The sequence below is a fragment of the Yersinia aldovae 670-83 genome, assembly GCF_000834395.1.
GTDB lineage: Bacteria > Pseudomonadota > Gammaproteobacteria > Enterobacterales > Enterobacteriaceae > Yersinia > Yersinia aldovae.
The window spans coordinates 4,066,048-4,090,257 of the sequence record NZ_CP009781.1 but is presented as its reverse complement, the minus strand read 5'-3'; the positions used below and the strand labels follow the sequence as shown (position 1 = coordinate 4,090,257).

Below are 24,210 nucleotides of genomic sequence, written 5' to 3'. Positions count from 1 at the left end.
AGGGTCTGCCTTGCTCAATTTTTGACTCTTTCCGGATGAGATATTGCCGTTAACATCCCCCCAGGGAAAAAAGAAAGAGGGTGCCGCCAATTGCCTTATTCAGCAAGAATAAATACTCGTCGATCGGGATTGAGTTTTGCCAAAAGGACTTATTTACCCCGAGCATTCGGCTTAGGCATTGGCATGTTTTGTGTCGCATCAGTGCTCTATACCCAAGACACGCCACTGTGGCTATGGCTGCTGCTGGCTGTTTATGGATTAATATGGCCACATATTGCATATCTGCTGGCGGCACGCTCTGAACAACCGTTTGAGCAAGAAATAACCAACATGAAAATTGACTCAGCAATAGGCGGAGTCTGGGTTGCATTAATGTCATTTAATGCCCTCCCCTCAATCGTTATTCTGTCAATGATGAGTATGAATAATATTGCGTCCGGCGGTAAGAATATTTTTTATAAGGGGCTGGCACTGCAAATCGCCTGTAGTTTATTAACCTCATGGTTATTTAATTTGCCGTTTAAACCTGAAACCACACCGACTCAGGTTTATGCCTGCTTGCCGATGATAATTATCTATCCTTCCCTACTCGGATTAGTCACTTACCGCACGGCAAAACGGCTGGCTGAAAGTAAAGAAGAGTTGCTACGCATTAGTGTAAGAGATGGGTTAACCGGGCTGTATAACCGCCGACATTGGGAACATCAACTTCATAATCAATTCGATAGTTGCCGCCGTTACCAACACGGTGCCACTCTTATTCTGTTGGATATTGATAACTTCAAATCTATTAACGATACCTTCGGACATGCCGTAGGGGATGAAGCTATTACTATTCTGGCCGAAGAGTTATTACTGGGATTACGCGCTATCGATATCGTTGGCCGCTATGGTGGGGATGAGTTTGGTGCGATTTTACCCAATACTACCGCAGAACAAACACGCGAAGTATTAGCGCGTATACAAATAAGATTGGGTGAAATAATATTCAAACATGCCCCCTCCCTGCAACTCAGGCTCAGCGCAGGGATTGCAGACTATAGACACGACATGGTTAACTATCAGCAATGGCTAAAAGCGGCAGACTCTGCCCTGTATTTGGCCAAAGATAATGGCCGTAACCGTATTGAGTTGGCGAGTTGAGTATCAACCCATCCCAAAGACTTAATGATATATTCTAACGATTTATGATGGCTCCCATTTAGTCTATGTGACGATGTTGGGGTTATACCCATGAGATGGGTATACATTCAAAAAGGTATTTATGTTTAGTACATTACTTGCTGTATTTATTGGTGGCGGCGCAGGCAGTGTAACGCGCTGGCTAGTCAGTACGAAGTTAAATGGCTTGTCTGCCAATGTGCCTATCGGAACATTAACTGTAAATCTGGTAGGCGGCTTTGTTATTGGCCTCGCCTTGGCCATTTTCACCCGAGTTACTCATATTGACCCTGTTTGGAAATTACTGATTACAACCGGTTTTTGTGGTGGTCTGACGACATTCTCCACTTTCTCTGTCGAGGTAGTTTATCTGATTCAAGAGGGTAAATTAGCGTGGGCAGCAGGGACTATTTTGCTCAATCTGGCGGGTTCGCTTGCCATGACATTCCTGGCCTTTATGCTGGTTAATCAATTTGCAGCGCAATAAATAAGATGACTAACTGCCAGGTGATCTCATGTTCCACCTAATCTAGTCCTTCGCCCTAAAAGTGAGCATGGGAAAAATAGCCATCTTGGTTGCGTCGCCTTAATGTTTTCTTAATCTGGCAGCCGGATAATCATTTAGCAGAGAACAGTTTACCAATGGGGTGACTGATGTGCCGGATATCGCTATGTTTGGGTTGCCTAAAACATCTACTGAATGGCTGATGACCATTTTTTGCCTGTTTGTTACAGTCATTTTTCTCAAAATCTATCTTTTTTAACTCAGGTACGTTCGTTAATCCTGAGTTTATTGGGTGCTACCCCTTTGCTTTGCAAAAATACATAAAAAACCCGCCTGATAAGGCGGGTTTTAAGAAATTGTTGGCTACTTAGATAGCGATAACATTAGCAGCAGATGGCCCTTTGGCACCGTTCGTAATTTCAAATTCTACGCGCTGACCTTCAGCAAGAGTTTTGAAACCATTGCTAGCGATGGCAGAGAAATGAACGAAAACGTCTTTGCTACCATCTTCTGGGGTAATGAAGCCGAAACCTTTGGACTCATTGAACCACTTAACGCTACCTTTAATCTTAGACATCAAACTTACCTTTACGTGAATGTTGGACACAAAAAGTGTGTCAAGTACAGTACAGCAATAGAACTGTTTTTTGTCCACAGCCGAGATCACAAAAAAGAGACAAAAAGTGAAAAACTCAACTTCTCGAGCCTGAAAGCAGCACAGAAAGCCACACTTTTTGGCATTAGTAGTTAACTCTAATGCCTCTTTAAAATACGTTGCTCAGTTGCCAGACTATATCTGAAAGCCATTCACCTGTATCATACTCGACCATTGGATACACTAATATGAGATGCATGATGAACGGTAGAATAACAACTTTTTTTGAAGATAAAGGCTTTGGTTTTATCACCGATGAAAACGGCGATAACCGTTATTTTCACATTATTAAAGTTGCTAATCCCGAGATGATTAAGAAAGGCGCTGAAGTGACCTTTGAACCAACAACTAACACCAAAGGGCTATCAGCGTTCGCTGTAAAAGTAGCAATTGAGAGTAAATACATCTTTATCGCTAATGAAAGAATTAAGCTGACCAGCATCAAGTCATTCAATACCTTCACTAAAGAAGTACCTGCTCAAGCGGAAGTTGATAAAGCTAATACCATTTTATCGGTAAATTTATTAATGAACAAAATTCGCCCACAAGAGGAGGATATTTCGCAGAAGACCGTGTCATTGAAAATGTTGTCGATAACAACATTTCAAAATGTAACTTATACATTTTCTGAGCACGAAGTCGATATTGATAGCACTATGGCTAAGTTGAAGAGTATTTGATGAATTACAGGAGTTTATTCTGATTTACTGGCTATTCTCTGCCAGTAAACAGCCCCAAATGCCTTTGGGGCTGCCGGGTAATCCCCGAGATTTGGCGCTGGCTTCCCTGCCCGCTAACGCAAGAGCATCCCTCTGATATTCTCTAACATTGACGGTAGAACTAACGACAAATCCAATTCTATTTTTATATTGCTTACTTAAACATAAACATCTTAATTAGCTCTACATCAGTGCGAGCACCGAGCTTTTTCATTGCTGAACGCTTTTGGCCACTGACGGTTTTTTCACTCTTTTTCAAAATTCTGGCGATATCTCCACCTGAAAAACCCTCATTAAAGAGTTTTAGTACAATATTTTCATTCGGTGTTAAATACTGACGCTCTGAAGACGCACCACTGAGCACGCCAGAAGGTTTACGCTCGATTAGACTTTCTGTAAGCCCACGAAGTCGCCGCTTTAATACAGTAGCGATTTTGTTGCTCACCGTATCCAGCGAATCTTCTCTAAAGATCATAGTAACGTTACTAAACCTTGGAATACCTTGTAAAAAGCTATTCAGTCTGCCGTCACAAATCAAAAAAACGTCTGCTTCAGTAGGCGTTTTGTCCAGACGCTTAAGCGCCTCAAAAAAACTGAACTCGTCGACACCGATAAAAATCACATCTGCTGAATAGAAAGCTTTCCGGTAGAATTTAATCTCTTTTTTAAATCCTAAAGATGCAAATATTTTCTTTACGATAGAGACCATACCCAGTGTTTGATATTTATCATTATCGACTATCATGCAGCTTATCATATTGACCACGCCTATCGGTGCTTTTGCACCCCATGAATTGTTCATGCTCAGCAGCTTGTAATGAGGTAGAATATCATTACAAATCATCAAGATAACTTAGCACATCCCTTTTACTAATTTAATCACTAAGAGAACAGTAGAGATATAGGATGTCAGCACCTCAATATGTAGGAAATGTCTTTTTATGTTTGAGGTATTTCTTGTATGTATATTTATGATTGGTTTATCAATCGTTAAGTTTGGTAGGCGTGACAGCACGAACATTGTGTGCAAAAATATAAAAACTATAAAAGTAGTCTGAATAGGAAAGGTTTTCTGATGCCAACCGTGCGGTCTTTCAAGCTGCATCTTTCTTTTAACCTTAGCGTAAGTCAAACTACTTTATGAGAAACGTCGGTTTACATGCTCTAAAAACATTAAGCTGTTTTTCTGCAGTCACTTTCTATTCCGCCAGTAAAACCTGTACTGAACAGTGTTTTTTGGGGGGAGAAGTGATGAGTGTCCTTTACTTCCTCTCGATTATCGCTACGCCACTGTTTTTTATGATCATTGGTTATATAGATTCCAGCGACGAAATAGACCAACAGGATATACTGAGAAAATTAAAATCGATCATAACTATTATTATCTTCTGGAACGTCCTGTTCTACTTTATCAATGAGGATGGTTTCAAGCGCGGCTATTTCCTACAAAGCTGGCTTTTATTCAGCATTGCTATCATCTATCTCATAAACCCAATAATATCCAAAGTATTAAAAAGTAATCGGACAGCAATAATCACCCTCTCTTGTCTGGTCATTTTCTCTATCACTATCGATTTGGTCAGTGCATTCACTGAACGTCCCTACTTGATTGATTTTCCACAACACTTCCGTCTCTGGACCTGGATTTTTTACTATATAGCGGGCCGCTTCCTCTACTCAAGAATTTGCCAGAAAGCCACCAAATTAACCAAAGTTCGTGTGATAGCAAAGGTACTTCTGATTCCGACAGCTATATCGATGTATTACTACGAAAGCTTTATGTCGATCTATGTCTATAAAACAATGAATGCGGGCTACTTCCTTGATAACATGCACGTTTTAATTCTGAGTTTATGCCTGTTTATCATATTTGATAATTTTGACACTAAATATGAATGGATAAAGAAGACACTGGCTTATATTAGTCCTTCGATGATTGGGGTGTACATATTACATGACGGTATTTTCTATTTTATTTCCAGTGCATATAACTTATCCGATATCACATTAAGATTCACGTTGCTGCTATCAGTATTTGCCGCCTCGGTGTTGCTATCTCGCGCACTGTTGCTCAATAAGTATACATCACGATTTATCTCATTCTGATTAGAATTAAATCAAAACGGGTCGAGGCTACTCGCCCGTCAAAAAACCACTTTAGTTAATACTTACTGGATTTGAATCAAGGTCAGCACATTACCGAACACGGCACCGGTATCAATATAAAGCTGATTTTTAAACAATGACGGCTTAACTAATGGCGTATGACCGAAAATAAATTTATCCGCCCCTGCAATTCCATAAAACTCTCCCTTCATGGCAGCATTCAGACGTTTACGATTCCACAATACTAACTGTGTATTGATAGGCTTATCATAAATGTATTCATCTGAAGGATAGTCAGCATGGGCGATAACATATACTCCGTTATCAGTGCTCACCTCAATCACGAAAGGCAATTGCCCTGCCTGCTTGATTAACTGTTCTGCCCGATATTTCTGGCGTCCCTCCAATAAAGAGAACCATCGCCCTCCGTTCGCTATCCATGTATCTCCCTCCCCTCCAGCCAGCACATCTATAGCCATTTGCTCATGATTCCCTCGAACAGCACGGAACCAATGCGCATTTATAAGCTCATAGCATTCCATATTCTGCAGGCCGCGATCGGCTAAATCTCCGACAGAAACGAGTAAATCAGCTGAACGCTCAAACCGTACACGGTCTAAGACATCTATCAATTTTTTATAACAACCGTGAATGTCACCAACAACAAAGATCCGTCGGTATTCACTCCCCCTAATTCTCTGGTACATAACAGGCTCCACAGTCAATGCATTGCCTGTATTAATTTTAGCCTATAGGGATGTTTTATGAGTAGAGAAAACTTTAACCAAAACTGCTTACAGTATCGAATGGGTCGCCCTCAGATGACGTATTTAGCACCGAGACTTAATGAGTAATGGTGACATATACCCCATAATAGACTGACCCTTATCAAAAAAATCACATCCATCCACAGAAATATTGGCTTCAATCTCTTCTACATTAATATGCTTTTTTGGCGGTTCTCGATAGCAACAACAGTAGGTAGAATAAAATACAAGTTGGTATGGCAATATTCAAAAATTCATTTCTCTAGCGAGAACTAGCATCACAACTCGTTACTACACACAACTATTTATGGTAAATCTGTGATGAAAATCGCTATAAAATGCGCTTAGAACCTATTTATCAATCGATAATGCCTTACCCAGAAAAATAAGAATTAAATATGATTTATACACGCTCCTAACCAGTGAAAATATTTGGCTTTATAGTAAAATATACTTTAATTAACCTTCAAAACTGGCTGGCATATGAAAAAATTTGATTATAATCTGGTAAAATTACTACAATGCTTGATTGAGTTTCGCAGTGTAACTCGAACAGCAGAAGAATTGGATGTCGCTATTTCGACGGTCAGCCACGGTCTGGCTCGTTTAAGACGTGAATTCAATGACCGGATTGTGATTAACACAAAAGAAGGATTGATCCCCACTACCCTGGCGATAGCACTTAATAACCATTTTTCGCCTGCAGCAGATCTTATTGATAATGCAATTATTGCTGGGAAAAATAGTGATTCTAAACAGACTTCACTTACGATCAGTGCCAGTCCATTAATCCAGCATTGGTTAAGTTGTCAGATATACGCATTGTCACAATCTGATGATATCAGTAACAATTTTACCATTAAATATGTCGACAGTTATTATGTCAATGAACAACGCGTATCACGGCTAAGAAATAGTGAAGTTGATATTGACATAGGTTCTATTTTAAATATTGACAGATCATTAGTCAGTTATCATTTAGGATCATTCCCGCTAGGGATTTTATTAAGTAATTCCCATAGCAGGATCCTTGGTGACGTAGATAAAGATGACTGGTTACAAGAACAACGCTTAATTTGGAATATCAATATGCAAGGAGCTTCATTTGCTCCGGGAAACACTTTTAATGATATTCATATCGGTAATAATAAAGCGACGATTGAAACAACCAGCTCACTCAATGCAGTAACCTTGGTTGCCAACACTGACTATCTGGTAATATTTCCCTTTATGATGCAGTCATTTTTAGCCAAACAGTTCAATGTTCGCATATCACCGCTCCCCTTCGCTAATGATGGCGTAGTGTCTCTTTATGCCTATACGCATAAAAAGTCCGACTCAAATGATCTGATACAGAGATGCCTTAAAATTATAGCAAGCCTTACTTAACAGAGACTAGCAACACACAGCCTGGTTGAGTAGTTTATTATAAAGTTGCCCAACTGACTTAACTTTTAATTTTATATAAATACTGTGTCGGTGACCACTCACAGTTTTTTCACTAATATCCAGTTTCAGTGAGATCTGCTTATTGTTATTCCCAGATAGAATCAGACTCAGTATGGTATACTCTCTTTGCGTTATCTTGAATTTTCTCAAATAATAAATATAGAGAATATCATCCATATTAATGTCATTATTACCTCGATCTTTGATAGCTGAGCCATCGGACAACACTAACAATAGCCCTTGGATACTATTATATAAATCAAAAGACAGGTAAGATGTCTGCTTAATAACAATATGCTCTATTTCAAGTATTTTCTCACTGATAATACTAATTATTTTAAAATGATGATATTTCATTTTCTCTTTTAATGCAATGATCATATTTAACCAGTTCTCACCTGGCCAGGTATAATCAATGATTAAAAAATCAACCGCATTTTTCTCGACATAATCACAAGCTTCATAAATATCGGTAAAATTACTTATTGATATTGAGTGTTTTGATTTCCTAAGTGGCAAGATATCCGAAACTATATGGTCTAATCCTGCACCAAAAAATGATGATTGACTTAAAGATACAACTGAAATCATTGGATTACCCTTGAGATTAAACAAACGAGCACAGCGCATCAATCTATTGGAAACATGTTATCAATACCGATAGATAAAGTAATTCAGACGCACCTTGCTTTGCTGGGAATAATCCTATGATGTAAAACTAAACCACAACAGATCTTTAAATAAAAAGACATTTAGTGAAAACAGAATACTCATATTAAACATGGCGTTACGTGCTTAAAAAATGAATTTAAACTATTACTAAGAACTAACTCTCTTATCTTTCATTCGCTAAAATGAGTTAAATCGCACAAAAAAACAGACAACTCTTATAAATAAATCATCAAATTCGCAATCTAATAATGGACTGTAAATGATATTTTTATGAGTAAGATACAATTTGGTTTTTTGTCAAAAAAATCCACGTCATTTTATTGAAAGTCACTTCTTACTGTATAGGAAATAGCATAACTCAATATCGCCAGGCGACTCATAGATAGGCTATGCAGAAATCAATTTGGTCGTTGCAGTATGACGGGATCACATTCTCATTTTTAACCGTATATCCGTGTCTTTTAATCCATTTTCCGCTATCTTGATAGCCTAATATTGACACGATAATAAATTACAGGATCGGAGCAGTAATGAGAAAGATAACCATGATTATGATAGCGGTCGCAGTGGTGGTGTTTACTTACACCTACTTTACTGGGGTATAGCATCAGAAAGGCCATATCCTACAGCTTGCGGGTGCGGGACTTACTTACCATAGATTGAATTGATCTTGATGGGAGCGAAATGTTAAAAGTTATTGCCCAAGACTTTATAAAATTGGAATTCCTGAGTATTGTGCTGCCATTGTATAAAGAATTGGTGGAGAAAACCAAACAGGAACCGCTATGTATGTCTTATGATTTATTTATCGACCATAAAGATCCTGGCCACTTTATCTTTATTGAAGAGTGGCCGGATAAAGCAGCTTTAGACATACACTGTGCGACAGAACACTTCACAAGGCTGGTACCACAAATTAATCAGTATCAACGGAAAGAGTGTACGTTTATCCTTATGAACACTTTTGAGTAGCCGCTGGCTCGCGTTGGTGTAACTCCATCATGCAGGGAGTTGCTCCTCTTCATAATACTGATTGTGCCACATAGCTGAATAAGGGCCATTCTTGAGCAATAATTGTTCATGACACCCACGTTCAACAATTTTACCCGCCTCCAGTACGATAATCTCATCCGCATCAACCACAGTTGATAAGCGGTGGGCAATCACCAACGTAGTATGATTGCGACTAACTTCTCGCAGATGAGACTGGATTTCACGTTCAGTATGAGTATCTAAAGCACTGGTAGCTTCATCAAAAACCAGTATTGCAGGTTTTTTTAGGATAGTGCGCGCAATGGCGACACGCTGTTTTTCCCCACCAGATAACTTAAGCCCGCGCTCCCCCACTTTGGTATCATAACCATCGGGTAAGCTACTGATAAAGTTGTGAATATGTGCCAATTTTGCAGCGCGTTCTATCTCTTCGAAACTTGAAGATGTTCTGCCATAGCCAATGTTATAACGCAACGTATCATTAAATAGCACGGTATCCTGAGGCACAATGCCAATCGCTTCACGTAGACTCAACTGAGTCACAGTCCGAATATCCTGATTATCAATATAAACAGCACCGCTAGTAACATCATAAAAACGAAATAGTAAGCGTGAAAGAGTTGATTTACCTGCCCCTGAAGCCCCTACAATTGCCACTGTTTTCCCCGAGGGAATGGTGAAACTCACATTATCCAAAATAGGTCTACGTGGGTCATAACCAAAACAAACCGAATCAAAGCGCACCTCACCTTTGGTTAGTTGCAATGGCAGTGCATTGGGGCGATCAGTAATCTCTTTTTTGACCATCAACAGGTCAAGCATATTCTCCATATCAATCAATGCTTGCCTGATTTCTGAATAAATAAAACCAAAGAAATTGAGAGGCTGATAAAGCTGAAGAAGATAGGCATTAACCAAGACAAAATCACCAATGGTCATTTTCCCCTGAGTAATTCCCTTTGCCGCCATAGCCATCATGACTATTAATCCGATTGAAATGATAGCTGTCTGACCGAAGCTCAATGCCGTAAAGCTAATTTGATTCTTGATAGCAGCAGTTTCATAGAGTTGCCGCGACGTATTAAAGCGCTGAGCTTCAAACTCCTCATTACCAAAATACTTTACAGTTTCATAATTTAGTAGGCTATCTATAGATTTTGTATTGGCATCCGCATTGGCCTGATTTAATTCACGCCTAAACCGAGTTCGCCAACTCACAGCCATAACGGTAAACAGGATATAGCATCCGACCGTGGCAAGAATTGCAACGGCAAACCAACCATCTAGCAAATGCCACATGATCAGCGAGACTAACGTTATCTCAAACAAAATGGGGAAAATAGAAAACAGCAGACGCGACAGTACCGTGGCAACAGCTTGTGTCCCGCGTTCGATTGAGAGTGATAAGCCACCGGTTTGCCTGTCCAGATGAAAACGCAAACTCAATGCATGTATTTGTTTAAATACGCGTAATCCAAGCGATCGAGTTGCATTCTGGCTCACATGAACAAACATTACATTTCGAAGTTCTTCGAACAATGATGCACAGATCCGTGCTATGCCATAAGCGATGATAAAACCAATCGGTATCGCCACCATCTTGGCGCTATCACTGCTCAACGTATCTATCATGGCTTTATAAGCAAGAGGAACCAGAGTTGTACTGACCTTAGATATCACCATAAAAATAACGGCAACAACCAGATAATAACGTAATCTCACGTTATTTTTAGGCCACAGATAAGGCAACAGGAACTTAAGTAAGCGGGAGCGATCCATATTTATCTATTTGTCATCTCGAGAGAAACAGCATTCTTTTTTATATTCTGCCACGTATGGCTGTAATAGCCTAATCTCTGATGACAATATCTGGCTTTAAATAGCCATGGATTGTGTTAACTCATAAGACACTTACTTGCTGGATACCGGTAAGTTTATCTATCATTTTGTGAATAGGTAAACCCAACATATTGTACTTAATTACATGAGTAAATCTTTACCTCTCTTGGAGAGCATTTATCTGATTAACAGACGAGTCTATGAATCATAGAAACCCATAAGCTATAACTTATACAGAGATTGCCGAGATTTGAAGTACTCTGATGGTATGGTTTGAACAAGGTTTATATTTAAGAGTATGTTAAATGGCTCGCTTAATGAAATGGAAATTGATTTTTCATTCACTTTTTTTGACCAACATGAACAATTCTCTTTGATATCCTAATTCTGTGATCGGAGTAACATTCTTCCTATCGAAAGCAACCGGCTTTCACATAAAAATAGAAGAGAATTGATTATGAAAACAACCATCGCAGCACTCACACTCATCGCAGCAATGCTGGCACCAACTGTTTCTATGGCCAATATCGGTGATAGTGATAGCTATAAAGGCACCTACTCAATAAGCCAGGGTCAGACAACCAAGACTGCGGACCAAACTGTTAAAAACTAATCTCCAGTAAGGTCCACTGGAAATCAGTGGGCCTTATATTCATAATTTTTGAGCTATTAGCCCTACACTATATCAATAATCCAATCCGCACTATCCCTGGCCATCCTCTCAGCAACAGTTGGGTATCGTCATCTCCCTCTTTCACCATTTAACATTTATGATTGCCGATTTTATTGTTTCACATTGGTTCCTGAGCCTACACGTTATTGTCTTTTGACGTTTTCAATTATTAACATTAAATACAGAACAGTGTCGGAAAGGTATTTTTTAATTTTATTTTTATTTTTATTTTTACGGCCAAATCATACGTCTAAGATAAATGCGGATATGCGTTTTACTTGCATGGGTGAACAGACCATCCGTGACAATATCCGGTATATTATGATTTGTTATTAGCATGATTGAATCGCGCTAAATCTACACGCCAGACCTTTGCATTCTCACCTAAGACAAATAGACCAGGCGGATACAACTCCAAGATATTTATTTACAATAAAGAACAGAACACTCCGGATAATGTTCTACAGCGATAACCTTCAATAACTCGAAACCTTCGTTATTCAGATTTATTTTATCGCCAACAAATACAGGATTTCCAAAAGAATGTAGATAGTTTGTATTGACTGTCGGTAACTTATCAACCATTACGATTTCATACTTGTATTTAATATCCATAGTATTACCTCTTCTTGGTGGTTTAGTTTTATTCATCTATGTTAACTTTATGACCGTATAGCTATTTCCATCACATAATATGATTACAGAATGTAAACATTAGTTTTCATTTTCACTAATGAATGTAACTTTAGTTTATTATATACAAATGAAAATAGTTTCCTTGTTACTATAACCCCTTATATATGATATGTAATTATAAAATTCCAACCTGTTTAATATACCCAATTTCCTAATTGCATTCCGCCTATGCGTTAATATCGTTTTTTCTGAACGACCTAATATCCTTGAGATCTCAACAATATCATTTCCCTCAACAGTTAACTCAACAACTTTAACTTCAGTGATAGAAAGCTGGCTATGATTCTTCAATCCTAAGCATTTAAAAACATTTATTTTAATCATTTTATTATATCTCAATTTAGCCACATTAAAGATCTTACCAATAGTATATACAATACTATAGATATCTAACTTACTGCTGTTAAATGGGATATTCAGCGTTACAACAGGATTGTTATTATTTGTGTTATCTGATATAGCATACTCATTTTTAAAGAAGTTAACAAATACCATGTGGTCTTTAAATATCACATTAACATTTTTAACAACTGCATTTTCATCAGTCCTAATAATACCTACTTCATTTTCCTTTTTTAAACAATTTTCAAGTAAATAAATCAACCCTAGTTCATAGAATGAATTTCGGGTTTTAACAACGACTCTAAGCATACTTTACTCACAACTTTCAGTTTATTTTGGTAAGCATGACTACTAATAACAATCGGGCTTACCATTATAATTTTATTATAAATGACATGTAAAAAATAATTTTAAGATTTAAAATCCTAACTAAAATGATATTTTACATCTTATAATACACCCCATAGAAAGTAGATCTATGACCATAGGAAACCGCTACAACATAACAACTTTAAATTGTATGCTATAAAAACCACATGAATAAAATTAAACAATATTGGTGCAATACAAGTGATATATTGCAACACAGATAGGCTCAAGATAACCACGTTCTAATCGAGTAAATTCCTGATAGCTCTCAGTGTTAATAAAAATTATTACCCCTTTATTATATTAAGTTATATTTATTTAGAGTAAATAGTATTTTTTTATGAATCATCAATTTTATTAATTAACTGCTTGCTCTATCAAATCCATTGAAAATCCAAGTATAGAAATCAGCGTTGTTAGTCACATTTATTTTATTCATTACCGATTTTTTCTGGGCACTCACTGTTTTTACACTCTTGTTCAATATCTTGGCAACCTCAGTCACACTGTGTCCTTGTGATATTAAGGAAATTACTTTACTTTCGGCATCTGACAGAACCTTTGGCAACTTCTTTTGATATAAAAATGACTTGGTCAACGCTTTAAAAAAAAGAAGGTTAAGCACAAAGTTTGATTTACATACAATAGAGTTAACTTTATCATCTCGATAAATATAGCTATTGGCTTCTAAAGAAGCATCAGATATATCGTCATTACTATTAATTATTTTAAGTGTGTCACTGCTGAATTTTGTATTATCTTTATCATCATAGATATGGAATCTCAACACATCCAAGCCCTCACAGCCGTCAGCAACCTTAACTTGTATTGAGAAACATCCAAAGTTATCCTCTAGAATAACCTTAAGACCTTCTGCGAAAATGGTATTATTATCAGATATTGTAGCAACAAGCATAGTATAACCCAGTATAATTGAATGTTAATTGAGTTCAGAAACACTAGCACTTATCTAGAATTTCTATTGTAATCAGTCATTGTTAATAATAAAAGCATTGTTGATACAACCTAAAAATCGCTATTGATACTTCTAACCAATAAACTCATTAATAATATGTCTCACAGATTCTAAATTTCCTCAGCACGCTGATGATGTCATGTTTTCACTGCTGCTTAACTTTCTACAATTCTATACCTTAAACATCCAAACGATAGCAAATTGTTAAAAACGTATCTTTTACGACATAAAAAACCACAATTACACCTAATATTATTTTTTTAAACCAAAAAAATACAAAAAACGAGTGGTGAGCTAGCTAACTAAAGTGCAAGAAATGCACTACCAGTCGGTTTGTTGTAAGCAACAGGATGGTATTGCTCAAAAAAAGACATAATGGCCATTTCAAATCGGCCTCAACAAAAAAGGTGCTTGATAATAAAGATGGTGCTTTCTCGCACTCACGCTCTACATGCATTATGGTGCAACACAAAATCAATTTAATCGTTATCACTTGTCATTCACAATGGTTAAAATCGCAGACACATTGATACTTCAAAACTATCTTTCCTGAATTTACTCTCAAAGGGAAAATAGTAATATTTTAGAAATCCCTTTAAAAATTAACACATAGTCTCTTTATTACACTTACGGATGAAATAGAGACACAGTGCTGTACCACCTTTAATGGACAGCATAATCAATGTCGTACCAAATCCATTTAATTTTAATTCAGTGATCATTAGGTGGTAACGAAAATCTGCGATTCACAAACAACCATTTGTGAGTAGTAAAAGTAGAAATGTTTTTTCTAAGAATGAATTTCCGTACAGAAACAGAAATTACTCTCTCCTGGTGAGGGATTTATATTGTTTATTTAGATGAAAAGCTTTTAATTCCAGTGAGATATTGAATATGAGGGATAGCATTCTTATTAAATTATCTAACTGCATATATAAGATACAGACATTAATTCTTAATAATAGTAAGAATTAAACGGCAAGGACTACAAAATTGAAGGAGTTTTCCTACATAGTTACACTATCTATCCTATATTTACTTAGCCAACACCATGCTCAAATATCGACCATCCACTAAGCGCCTCATATTTAAACGTTAGGTACTTAAGTGTTTATACATAGTGAAGATCTATTTTATAAAATTAGTGCACTCCCAACATTTTGATTGTGAATAATTTTTATGATTCTCTCTGTACATGATTAATTTCCAGATATACTTCTAAGGTTTATTTAAGTGAAAAACATTATTACTGCATTGGTATTAGGTCTCGGTGTTTCTTCTATGGCTCATGCAGCCGATGGTACTATCAATTTTACCGGAAACATTATAGAACAAGCGTGTGACATTACCTCAGGTGTCGCAGGCACCCAAACTGTTAATTTAGGCAGCATTGCCAAGTCTAACCTTTCTGGCGCAGGCAAAACTTCTGGATCGACAAAATTCAGCATTGTATTGGCTGATTGCCCTGTCGATTTTATTCCTACTAAAGTATCTGTTAAATTTGATGGTACAAGTGTCGCCGCCGATACGAGCCTATTAGCGTTGACTGCAGGCCAGACTGCCACAGGTGTTGGTGTACAAATTTTGGAAGCTGATGGTAATACCCCTGTTCCATTGCGTACAGCTTCTGTACAACAAACATTGGTTTCTGGTGGTACGACCACATTAGACTTTGTTGCCCGTTATAAGGCTGTTGCAGTTGCAACTGCAGGCACAGCAAATGCCAGTTCAACCTTCGTTGTAGATTACAACTAATTATTTTATCTGACAGGGGACATCAATAATGATGTCCCCTGCTTTGATTAAAACTGTAAATATACATTGCCTTCACGCTATAACATTGTTGACTATAACCTCAATTGCGTTATGTACTAAAAGATATCTATAAGCATATTGGTAGGAAGTAAATTATACCAGATTGCTTATGAAGCTAGTTTATAGAATATCGTAGGCTATCTATATAGTTAAATATCAGCTTAGTAGATGTGAATATATTTATTCGACAACAAACCTCATCTATTTAAATCAGATGAAGTTCAAGAGAATAAATTAATGGCGAAATTTATCAGGATACTACCTTCCTAAAAATGGTCATTAATATCCATGTCATATAGAAGGAGTATCCCTTTATCACCCATTATATATCGTCACCCCAAAATCATATTTGGTTATCCACGTGGAAAAGTTTTATGAAAACGAAGATGTCAATAAAAAATAGAAATATATTTAAACCACAAAAATTGATGATCTTTATCTCTTCGTCTTTATTTCTCTTAGGCATTAGCAGTCAACAGGCCAGTGCTAACGATTATTTTGATCCACAATTGTTGGAAAATGTGGGCTCACAAACCAGCAATACCGATTTGTCTGTGTTTGATACCGATGATTCTCAGTCTCCTGGTAACTATTCCGTCGATATTCTGATTAACGATGAGCGTGTCGATACACAAAGAAATATTGAATTTAAACAAGCTAAAAATATTGCAGGCAAAGACGTTTTGCAAGCCTGTCTGCCAATAAATGATCTGAAAAGTTGGGGAGTAAAAATCGAGTTATTCCCTCTTTTAAATGCCAGTCCCGACGGTTGCTCGGATCTGTCAGCTATTACGCAAGCTAGCCAGGAATTTGATTTTGGTCAGCAACAATTAAAACTGAGTATTCCTCAAGCTGCTATTTCTATGCAGGCTCGCGGTTATGTCTCACCCGAGCAGTGGAATAATGGTATTCCTGCCATGCTGTTAAACTATGATTTTAGCGGTTCGCAAAGTCGGCTACAAAATAGTGATGGCGATAACCGGAGTAACAGCCAATTCTTAAATCTGCGTCCCGGACTTAATCTAGGGCCTTGGCGCTTTCGTAATTATACGACTTGGGGTAGAGACAGTAAGGGTGAAACCAGTACCCAAGCTATTTATACCTACGTCCAACGTGATATTGCGATTCTTCGTAGTCAGTTAATCATGGGTGATAGCACTTCCCCCTCAGATGTATTTGAAAGTGTGCCGTTACGCGGAGTACAAATATCCTCCGATGATGACATGCTCCCGGATAGCCTGCGTGGCTACGCTCCGGTAGTACGCGGTATCGCCCGTACCAATGCTCAGGTAATTATCCGCCAGTCTGGTTATATTATCTACCAGAGTTATGTTGCACCAGGTGCTTTTGAGATCACCGATATGTATTCCACCGGTGGAAATGGTGATTTGGACGTCACAATCAAGGAAAGTGATGGGAGCGAACAACATCTTATATTCCCTTTTGCTTCATTACCCGTGTTGATGCGTGAAGGACGAATGAAGTACAGCATGTCAGGCGGAGAATTCCGCTCTTATGATAATAATATTGAAAAGATGAAATTTGCCCAACTGACCGGTATTTACGGTTTGCCTCATGGTATGACGCTGTATGGGGGTGCCCAAGGTGCCTCTCATTATCAGTCTGCTGCATTGGGACTGGGTGCTAACTTAGGCAGCGTTGGGGCATTATCTGTGGATATCACTCACGCAGCGGCAGAGAAACAAGGGTTGGATAAAACTAGCGGTGACTCCTGGCGGATTCGTTACAGTAAAAATCTTGTGGAAACCGGTACTAATTTTGCCATCGCGGGTTACCGTTACTCAACAGCGGGTTACGCCACTCTGCAAGAGGTAGCCAACAGCTATAACGCGCAATCAGGCATACAATATGGTTTATCAGGTAGCCGCAATCGTGCTGAAATATCCATGAATCAGAGGCTCTCCGATCAGCTAGGTTCTCTCAATATTAGTGCCGTCAGAGAGGATTACTGGGGTGAGGATCGTCGGATGCAATCCATTAGTACGAGTTATAGTAATAGCTGGAATCAGGTTAGCTATAATATTAATTATACCTATGCAAAAAATAGCAGTAGTACCAATAATTATGTGAAAAATAATGATCATTCCGTCACTTTCAATATTTCTATTCCGTTGAGCAAGTGGTTACCGTCCACTTCTGCCAGTTATAGCCTGAATCAAGGCAGTAATCAGAAAGCCAGTCAATCTGTGGGGCTGTATGGTTCAGCACTTGCCGATAATAACCTGAACTGGAGTGTGCAACAGTCCTACAGTGCCGGTTCGAATGAGAGTAGCAGTAATCTGAATACCAACTATCGGGGTACTTATGGTGAGCTTAGTGGTGGTTACAGTAGCGACACTTATCAGCAACGCCTTAATTATGGTGTTAGAGGTGCAGTGCTGCTCCATGAAGATGGCCTCACTCTAGGACAATCATTAGGTGAAACAATAGTGCTGGTTAAGGCCCCTGGAGCCAGTGGTGTCGGAATTAACAATCAATCAGGGGTAAAAACCGACTACCGTGGTTATGCTATCGTGCCATTTGTCAGCCCTTACAGGCAGAATACTGTCGCGCTGGATAATAATACGCTACCAGACGATATGGATGTCGATATCAATACCCAAACTGTAGTTCCTACTCGTGGCGCAGTAATGCGGGCCGATTTTGCGCCGCAAATCGGTTATCGTGCAGTTATTACTTTGCAGCAACCTAATGGTAAGCCGGTGCCTTTCGGGGCTACGGTAACGCAAATTGACACGACATCGCCACAGGGGAGTATTGTCGGCGATGGAGGTAGCGTTTATCTCACAGGCCTGGCAGATAAAGGCCGTTTAATGATTCGTTGGGGTAAGTCTCCGGATAATCAGTGTCAGGTAGATTATCGTTTGTCGGATCAGAAACCCGTTTTCGGTCTTTATAAAATAGAAAATCTACAATGTCGTAGACTATAGTTAGCTAATACACTTTCCTGTTATTTTAATTAATACAGTAGCAGGATTTAATTTATCAATAGCCATAATGGAGTTATTATACCATGCTATTTATTCGTACTCTTATCTTGTCATTATTGTTACTGAATAGCGCTGTACAAGCAGGCGTCGTAGTCGGTGGCACCCGGGTTATTTATCCGGAAGCAAACAAATCCGTATCATTAAATCTGAAAAATTCGGATAACAATCCCTATTTAGTGCAATCCTGGGTTGAAAGTGAACTTGGGGAAACGGCCAATCAGCCCTTTATTATCACACCGCCCTTATTCCGCTTTGAAGGGCAGCGTGAAAATCTACTAAGAATTATTCGTACAGATGGAAACCTGCCCACAGATCGCGAGTCTATGTTTTGGTTAAATATTAAATCTATTGCCGCAGTAAGCAAATCATCTGCTGAAGGCGGAGAGGCTCAGAATGCGTTACAAGTCGCGATTAAAAATCGGATCAAGTTGATTTACCGCCCAACGCAATTAATGGATATACCTGAAGTTGTTACCGATAAACTTAAATGGCAGTTACAGGGGAACCAGTTAACTGTAACCAATCCAACGCCCTATTATATGAATTTTCAACAAGTTAAAGTTGGTGGAGTTGAGGTAGAAAAAGCCAATTGGGTCGGGCCAAAAAGTAGTATCACATTTACAGTACCTAAAACGACCAACGGCCGTGAAGTGAGTTGGTATATTATTACTGACTTTGGCGGCGCGGGTAGCGAGCATAAAGCTTCATTATAGAGACATTTATCATACATGCCTGTTCTATACAAAAGGAATCCTATTATGTATTCAAATAGAGAAGTAGTAAGAGAAAATAGGGCTACAGAGTCAAGCGCTCTTTGGGTATTATCGAAAAATCTGCCTCTTTCCCGATTTTTCTATCTTATATTAATATTGGTGAGTGGTTTGTTTACTAGTCAGCACGTTTTGGCATTAAGCTGCGTGTTAAGTACCACCGGATCGGCAATTTTTACAGAATCAATCGCTAACAGTATCGCGATACCACAAAGTGTTCCGGACGGCACAATAGTGTGGCGCTCTGAATTGCGCGTTCTACCGGTAAAATGTTATATGACAGCGACAATTTCAGCAGAAGCTGTAAAGGCCTACTATAATCCAGGTAACATCGTAATGCCCACTGGAATTACTCTGGGTGCTAACATTAATGGAGTAAACGTTGATGCAGCCACAAGTTCTTCAACAAAAGGGGTCGCTATAGGTATTACTGTTCCAACGTGTTCCAATAGTGCAGGCTGCCCGAGTACAGGAACCACATTTAATGCCAGCTATTACGTTTATGCTAAAAAATCTGGAAGTAGGCCTTCAGGAACATATCCTCTTGCTAGCTTTAAGGTTTTCCAATTAGATGGCTCTGGCGGTATGAATAATGTAGCGGGTTCTAACCTTGTTTATTCAGCATCCAACTTAGGCAACATCCGTTTTATTACCTGTAATGCAACAGCCTCGGTCAGCCCTAATATAGTTGACTTTGGTTCTATCATAGCGAATAAACCGGTGATCGGTACCGTGGCAAAAGAAAGGAATTTCACCATCACGGTAAGCAAAACATGTAGTGACCCCGTTAAAGTTTCCACCACATACAGTAGTGTTCAGCCTATTATTAATGGCAATGAAGTGGATCTGAGTAACGGCCTCTCATTACAAATTAAAAACCTAAACAGTGGGAATTATATTGTTTATAATACCGTGGAGTCAATCGCGGACCTTAGTTCAATCAACTCCGTAGCAGTACCGTTTTTAGCACAATTAAAATGGAACAAGAACACCGCCGTAAAAGGAAGTATTAACTCAGCGGTAACATTTACATTTTCATACAATTAATATTACGTTGAGGCGAAAAACAGTAAATGCAGCTAATCCAAAGTCAGTTTCATAAAAATTATTAGCATATTATTTTGATAATAACTTTATCTATGATATTTAACCTAATAGTAAATGTACTTATTGCCACAAAATACTTTAATAAACTCTCACACTAAACCTTTAAAAATAGTCTATTATAAGATGATGCCACTAAAAATAATCAATAAAGGATAGCTATGAAATACATTATAAATAATACAGTTATTTTTGTGGAAGACGATGGCATTTATCTAAAGGATTCAACTGAAGTTGAAGTGAAATTATCATCTTTATCATCTCGCATATTGTCACTTTTGATTGAGAATAAGGGAAAGCCTGTTTCTAGAGATATGATTTACAAACTGGTATGGGAAGATTATGGGTTAGCACCGTCAAATACTAGCCTTAATAATAACATTAGTTTTTTAAGAAAAAGTCTAAGAGACTGTGGCGTAGATGACTTTATTGTTACGATTCCTAAAATAGGTATTTCCATTGAAAAAAGTATCTTGATAGATACTATCAATAATGAAGAAGTAATAACCAAAAAAAGTATAAAGACAGGTGTAAGTACAGTTTATTTCTATATGTCACTACCTCTACTTTCACTTTTTTTATTTATATTTTTCCTAAAAAACCATAATGGAGAAAAAAACTCATCACTTAACTATATTGGTGTCATAAATAAATGCAACACCTACACCCCGAAGAAAACATCAATAAATGATGAAGCTCACCTAAAAGAAAATATAAATAAGTTTATGAGCGAGACGGGGTTGAAATGTTCAAGTAATAATATTCTGTTAGTAAATTCCCAAGGCGATAGTCTGAAAAATAAATCTAAGTTAGCTGAAGGCATGAACTTTAGAAATAGCCGAGAGTTCTATTCAATATGTGACATTAATAATTTGAATATATACTCTTGCGACAACTATTATTATTTAAAGAGCCTGAAATGAAAAAAATCAAAAAAAACGTCTTATTTATTATCATTGCGATGAGTATATCAGTGCTACCTTGGGGGTTATTTTATGCTTTCCAAAGCAATAATAATGATTTTAACGGCTTAACATGTACAGCCAACGTGAACTTATCATTATCTGATGGATTTTCAGAAGCGCCAGCTTTTCATGGTGTCATTACCATTAGTTTAAACCAAAATAATGATGATGGATTTATTGAGTTATCAGGTCTGGTGAAATGGAAAGGGAGTCAATACCCTGTATCGAAATTAGTCACTGTAAAATACAATAAGAATGAAGGAAGTGATTACACTTCAATATCTACAAAAAACAGTGTCTCTTTAGAACACGACCAATCCCCAACGAATCTTATTGAAACGTTTATTATTGGAAGTACATCACAACCACTACGAATCTTTAAAGTTAATAAGATATTTAATAATGCCTATTTAATAAGCAACATCAACTCACCAATTACTATTTGTGTAGAGAAGATATAAAAACTTATTATTTCTATAATCACCTGAATATTAACCAACCTATTTTCACCCTCTACTTATTACTATATTCTTATTTTATAATAAAATAAGAATATAGTGCAAAATAACCGATTTAAGGCACAACTCCCGAATCGGATAAGGCTATACCGCTTTCGGAAGCCGCCATTGATGTATTTTTATTCGTCGAAGAACCAGTAGCCCTGATTAATCAATTCGGTTAACTCAGCGACGAAAGCCGGATTATGTAACAACTCACCCAGCTCGTTTTTGCCAATAACCGTATAATGGCACAATATATCAGCAGCTTGAGCATCAGCCATTTCCAGACGCTCGCTGTTGATGAAGAAGCTGTTACCGACTTGCAGCACCCGTAACCCGCTAAGGCGCGTCAAAACACCACCATCAATCAAGGCATCGGCAATCTCATCCGGCTCATAAGGCGGATGTGCGGGAGATATATCCAGCTCATGGCGTGGCGTGGTAGAAAAGCGACCAAACCACTGTTTAAAATCTTCCGGCTGATTAATCATATCGATCATCATCTCGCGCAAGCGATCTAATTCATACTCTTCAACTCGGCCCGGATGTTCCCGACAGGTTAAATCAGGATCGCTGTAATGCTCGCCACCAAGATCATTTTCCAGCGCATAATCAGCGAAGCTACTGATTAAATCCCTGCCGTTTGGCCCACGGAACCCGACTGAATAGTTGAGCGCAGTTTCATGGGTGAATCCGTCATGTGGGAAGCCCGGCGGGATGTATAAAATGTCGCCCGGTTCGAGATCTTCATCAATGATCGGTGTGAAAGGCTCAACGTGCAACAGTGCCGGATGTGGGCAAAACTGCTTCAAAGGCAGTTTATCACCAACACGCCAACGGCGGCTGCCCATCCCCTGAATGATAAATACATCATATTGATCAATATGTGGCCCGACTCCCCCACCTGGCACGGAAAAAGAAATCATAAGATCATCTAAACGCCAATCCGGTAGCACACGAAATGGGCACACTAACTCAGCAGATGGGGAATGCCAGTGGTTAACTGCCTGGGCCAGCAACGACCAACCGGTTTCACCCAGATTATCAAAATGCTCAAACGGCCCGTTGCTGGCCTGCCACTGACCATTTGCATGGCTGACAAGGCGGCTGTCTACTTCCGCCTCCATAGCCAAACCAGCCAGTTCATCCGGCGTGATAGGATCAACGAAGTTCGGGAAAGCATTTTTTAATACAACAGGTTGTTTTTGCCAATATTTTTCTAAAAATTCGGGCCAATTAAGGTTAAGTTGATAAGCCATGAGTTAATACCAATGAGGAGACAAACGAGCCTAATTATAAAGTAGCCCCCCCATGAGCCGCCTTGTCATTGGTCAAGACAGGGTGTTTAGTTTCACATGGGGTATCTCATTTCATTGAGCCTGGACTTACCCCCATTTATATCCCCAACTATCTATAAAACTCAGTGGATGTAGGTAAATTAAAGTAAATCAGTTAGTTACAGGTACATTAACTATATGGGGGAATTTATGGCGTTAGATAGACTTCAGAAGGCGTAAAGATGGTGCCCTACAGGAGTAAAATTAAACATTTAACACACTGCTAAATAAAGATATTAATCAATCTCAATTTTCAATATTGTAGTGGCACACTAAATTTGGCCACCTGAATAGAGGTGATATCATCGCCTCATAATTAAACGGTCAGCAGCCTGGCCATCGATATAAGAAGGCGTCTAAGGAACACGTTGCGATCCCCAATTATTTGGAACGCCAATTTACAGTAACAAAGCCTAATCAGGTCTGGTGCGGTGATGTGACTTATATCTGGGCGGGTAAACGCTGGGCTTTGTTGACCATTACAATTTCCTTATTATTGTTTACTCCGTAAATGCTAATAACTATTAGCACTCACGTTAGTGAGCATTATTATTTTTTGTTATTGAATTAGAACAAAACCGCTTGCGGTAATCAGTGTCTTATATTTATCAAGGCCACCTGTGGCAGTAATTAACGAGCCATCTTTGATGACAGCTAATAGCCCCACTTTTCTAAGTCACTTGAAGTTGAATTGAATTAAGATGAGAGATTAAAATATTGGCAATCCAAATTAATAATAAGGGGATTTTGAAAGTGGTTAAAAGTTATTTTGATAGTTTAAAATTA

The 24,210-nt window shown here is 38.3% G+C and carries 22 protein-coding genes and 1 pseudogene; 14 read left to right on the top strand and 9 right to left on the bottom strand.

All coding sequences use genetic code 11. From position 1 onward, the window contains the following. Window positions 1–183: 183 nt before the first annotated feature. Both AT01_RS18375 and crcB read left to right on the top strand, forming a co-directional pair. Window positions 184–1,143 (top strand): diguanylate cyclase, encoded by a 960-nt coding sequence (locus AT01_RS18375; RefSeq protein WP_407703507.1) that lies wholly within the window; start codon window positions 184–186, stop codon window positions 1,141–1,143. Between the two features lie 121 nt (window positions 1,144–1,264). Then, window positions 1,265–1,648, top strand: coding sequence for a fluoride efflux transporter CrcB (gene crcB / locus AT01_RS18370; protein WP_004700823.1), 384 nt, complete (start codon window positions 1,265–1,267; stop codon window positions 1,646–1,648). Window positions 1,649–2,033: 385 nt separating this feature from the next. Here the strand turns inward: crcB and cspE are convergent, their stop codons facing one another. Further along, on the bottom strand, window positions 2,034–2,243 hold the full coding sequence (gene cspE, locus AT01_RS18365) for a transcription antiterminator/RNA stability regulator CspE (RefSeq protein WP_002210315.1): 210 nt from the start codon (window positions 2,241–2,243) through the stop codon (window positions 2,034–2,036). 278 nt (window positions 2,244–2,521) lie between these two features. Here cspE and AT01_RS18360 point away from each other — a divergent pair, with 278 nt between their 5' ends. Beyond that, window positions 2,522–3,001 carry a cold-shock protein gene (locus AT01_RS18360; protein ID WP_004700830.1) on the top strand — a complete coding sequence of 160 codons (480 nt, stop codon included), beginning with the start codon at window positions 2,522–2,524 and terminating at the stop codon, window positions 2,999–3,001. Between the two features lie 193 nt (window positions 3,002–3,194). Here AT01_RS18360 and AT01_RS18355 read toward each other — a convergent pair whose 3' ends face one another. Then, window positions 3,195–3,785, bottom strand: coding sequence for a helix-turn-helix transcriptional regulator (locus AT01_RS18355; protein WP_042548713.1), 591 nt, complete (start codon window positions 3,783–3,785; stop codon window positions 3,195–3,197). 395 nt (window positions 3,786–4,180) lie between these two features. Here AT01_RS18355 and AT01_RS18350 point away from each other — a divergent pair, with 395 nt between their 5' ends. Then, a complete protein-coding gene (locus AT01_RS18350) occupies window positions 4,181–5,146 on the top strand; it encodes an acyltransferase (RefSeq protein WP_042548168.1) in 966 nt (321 codons plus the stop codon). A 62-nt stretch (window positions 5,147–5,208) separates the two neighbouring features. Here AT01_RS18350 and AT01_RS18345 read toward each other — a convergent pair whose 3' ends face one another. After that, window positions 5,209–5,853: a metallophosphoesterase gene (locus AT01_RS18345; RefSeq protein ID WP_042548167.1), complete on the bottom strand. Its 645-nt coding sequence runs from the start codon at window positions 5,851–5,853 to the stop codon at window positions 5,209–5,211. 543 nt (window positions 5,854–6,396) lie between these two features. Here AT01_RS18345 and AT01_RS22400 point away from each other — a divergent pair. Beyond that, entirely contained in the window at window positions 6,397–7,302 is a 906-nt protein-coding gene (locus AT01_RS22400) for a LysR family transcriptional regulator (protein ID WP_042548166.1), read from the top strand. A 6-nt stretch (window positions 7,303–7,308) separates the two neighbouring features. Here the strand turns inward: AT01_RS22400 and AT01_RS18330 are convergent, their stop codons facing one another. Continuing rightward, entirely contained in the window at window positions 7,309–7,953 is a 645-nt protein-coding gene (locus AT01_RS18330; protein WP_235427196.1) for a response regulator transcription factor, read from the bottom strand. Window positions 7,954–8,718: 765 nt separating this feature from the next. On the opposite strand from AT01_RS18330, the gene AT01_RS18325 reads away from it, so the two are divergent. Beyond that, a complete protein-coding gene (locus tag AT01_RS18325; protein ID WP_042548164.1) occupies window positions 8,719–9,006 on the top strand; it encodes a putative quinol monooxygenase in 288 nt (95 codons plus the stop codon). Window positions 9,007–9,033: 27 nt separating this feature from the next. On the opposite strand, the gene AT01_RS18320 is transcribed toward AT01_RS18325, so the two are convergent. After that, window positions 9,034–10,806 carry an ABCB family ABC transporter ATP-binding protein/permease gene (locus AT01_RS18320; protein WP_042548163.1) on the bottom strand — a complete coding sequence of 591 codons (1,773 nt, stop codon included), beginning with the start codon at window positions 10,804–10,806 and terminating at the stop codon, window positions 9,034–9,036. Between the two features lie 517 nt (window positions 10,807–11,323). Between AT01_RS18320 and AT01_RS22075 the strand changes: the two genes are divergently transcribed. Next, window positions 11,324–11,479 (top strand): hypothetical protein, encoded by a 156-nt coding sequence (locus tag AT01_RS22075; protein ID WP_167335167.1) that lies wholly within the window; start codon window positions 11,324–11,326, stop codon window positions 11,477–11,479. A 483-nt stretch (window positions 11,480–11,962) separates the two neighbouring features. On the opposite strand, the gene AT01_RS18315 is transcribed toward AT01_RS22075, so the two are convergent. From AT01_RS18315 to AT01_RS18305, 3 genes are all read right to left on the bottom strand, one after another. Then, a complete protein-coding gene (locus AT01_RS18315; protein WP_144404957.1) occupies window positions 11,963–12,190 on the bottom strand; it encodes a hypothetical protein in 228 nt (75 codons plus the stop codon). A 102-nt stretch (window positions 12,191–12,292) separates the two neighbouring features. Then, the gene (locus AT01_RS18310) at window positions 12,293–12,886 is read right to left on the bottom strand and encodes a helix-turn-helix transcriptional regulator (RefSeq protein WP_042548161.1); all 594 of its coding nucleotides are present in this window, start codon (window positions 12,884–12,886) and stop codon (window positions 12,293–12,295) included. A gap of 421 nt (window positions 12,887–13,307) precedes the next feature. Further along, window positions 13,308–13,862, bottom strand: coding sequence for a helix-turn-helix transcriptional regulator (locus tag AT01_RS18305; RefSeq protein WP_042548160.1), 555 nt, complete (start codon window positions 13,860–13,862; stop codon window positions 13,308–13,310). A gap of 1,293 nt (window positions 13,863–15,155) precedes the next feature. Between AT01_RS18305 and AT01_RS18300 the strand changes: the two genes are divergently transcribed. The 6 genes from AT01_RS18300 to AT01_RS18275 all read left to right on the top strand — a co-directional run bounded on the left by AT01_RS18300 (window position 15,156) and on the right by AT01_RS18275 (window position 22,048). Next, window positions 15,156–15,677 carry a fimbrial protein gene (locus AT01_RS18300; protein ID WP_042548159.1) on the top strand — a complete coding sequence of 174 codons (522 nt, stop codon included), beginning with the start codon at window positions 15,156–15,158 and terminating at the stop codon, window positions 15,675–15,677. A 446-nt stretch (window positions 15,678–16,123) separates the two neighbouring features. Next, window positions 16,124–18,688 (top strand): fimbria/pilus outer membrane usher protein, encoded by a 2,565-nt coding sequence (locus tag AT01_RS18295; RefSeq protein ID WP_082039802.1) that lies wholly within the window; start codon window positions 16,124–16,126, stop codon window positions 18,686–18,688. Between the two features lie 83 nt (window positions 18,689–18,771). Then, window positions 18,772–19,461: a fimbrial biogenesis chaperone gene (locus AT01_RS18290; protein ID WP_004700858.1), complete on the top strand. Its 690-nt coding sequence runs from the start codon at window positions 18,772–18,774 to the stop codon at window positions 19,459–19,461. Between the two features lie 45 nt (window positions 19,462–19,506). Further along, a complete protein-coding gene (locus tag AT01_RS21895; protein WP_144404956.1) occupies window positions 19,507–20,565 on the top strand; it encodes a fimbrial protein in 1,059 nt (352 codons plus the stop codon). 218 nt (window positions 20,566–20,783) lie between these two features. After that, the gene (locus AT01_RS20310) at window positions 20,784–21,545 is read left to right on the top strand and encodes a winged helix-turn-helix domain-containing protein (RefSeq protein WP_052489984.1); all 762 of its coding nucleotides are present in this window, start codon (window positions 20,784–20,786) and stop codon (window positions 21,543–21,545) included. Next, on the top strand, window positions 21,542–22,048 hold the full coding sequence (locus AT01_RS18275) for a hypothetical protein (protein ID WP_042548157.1): 507 nt from the start codon (window positions 21,542–21,544) through the stop codon (window positions 22,046–22,048). Before AT01_RS20310 ends, AT01_RS18275 begins: the two co-directional genes overlap by 4 nt. Before the next feature lie 176 nt (window positions 22,049–22,224). Here the strand turns inward: AT01_RS18275 and AT01_RS18270 are convergent, their stop codons facing one another. Continuing rightward, complete coding sequence (locus AT01_RS18270) at window positions 22,225–23,346, bottom strand: ribosomal protein uL16 3-hydroxylase (RefSeq protein WP_042548156.1); 1,122 nt, start codon at window positions 23,344–23,346, stop codon at window positions 22,225–22,227. A gap of 403 nt (window positions 23,347–23,749) precedes the next feature. On the opposite strand from AT01_RS18270, the pseudogene AT01_RS21890 reads away from it, so the two are divergent. Next, a pseudogene (locus tag AT01_RS21890) lies at window positions 23,750–23,932 on the top strand (IS3 family transposase); the annotation flags it as partial. Between the last annotated feature and the right edge of the window lie 278 nt (window positions 23,933–24,210).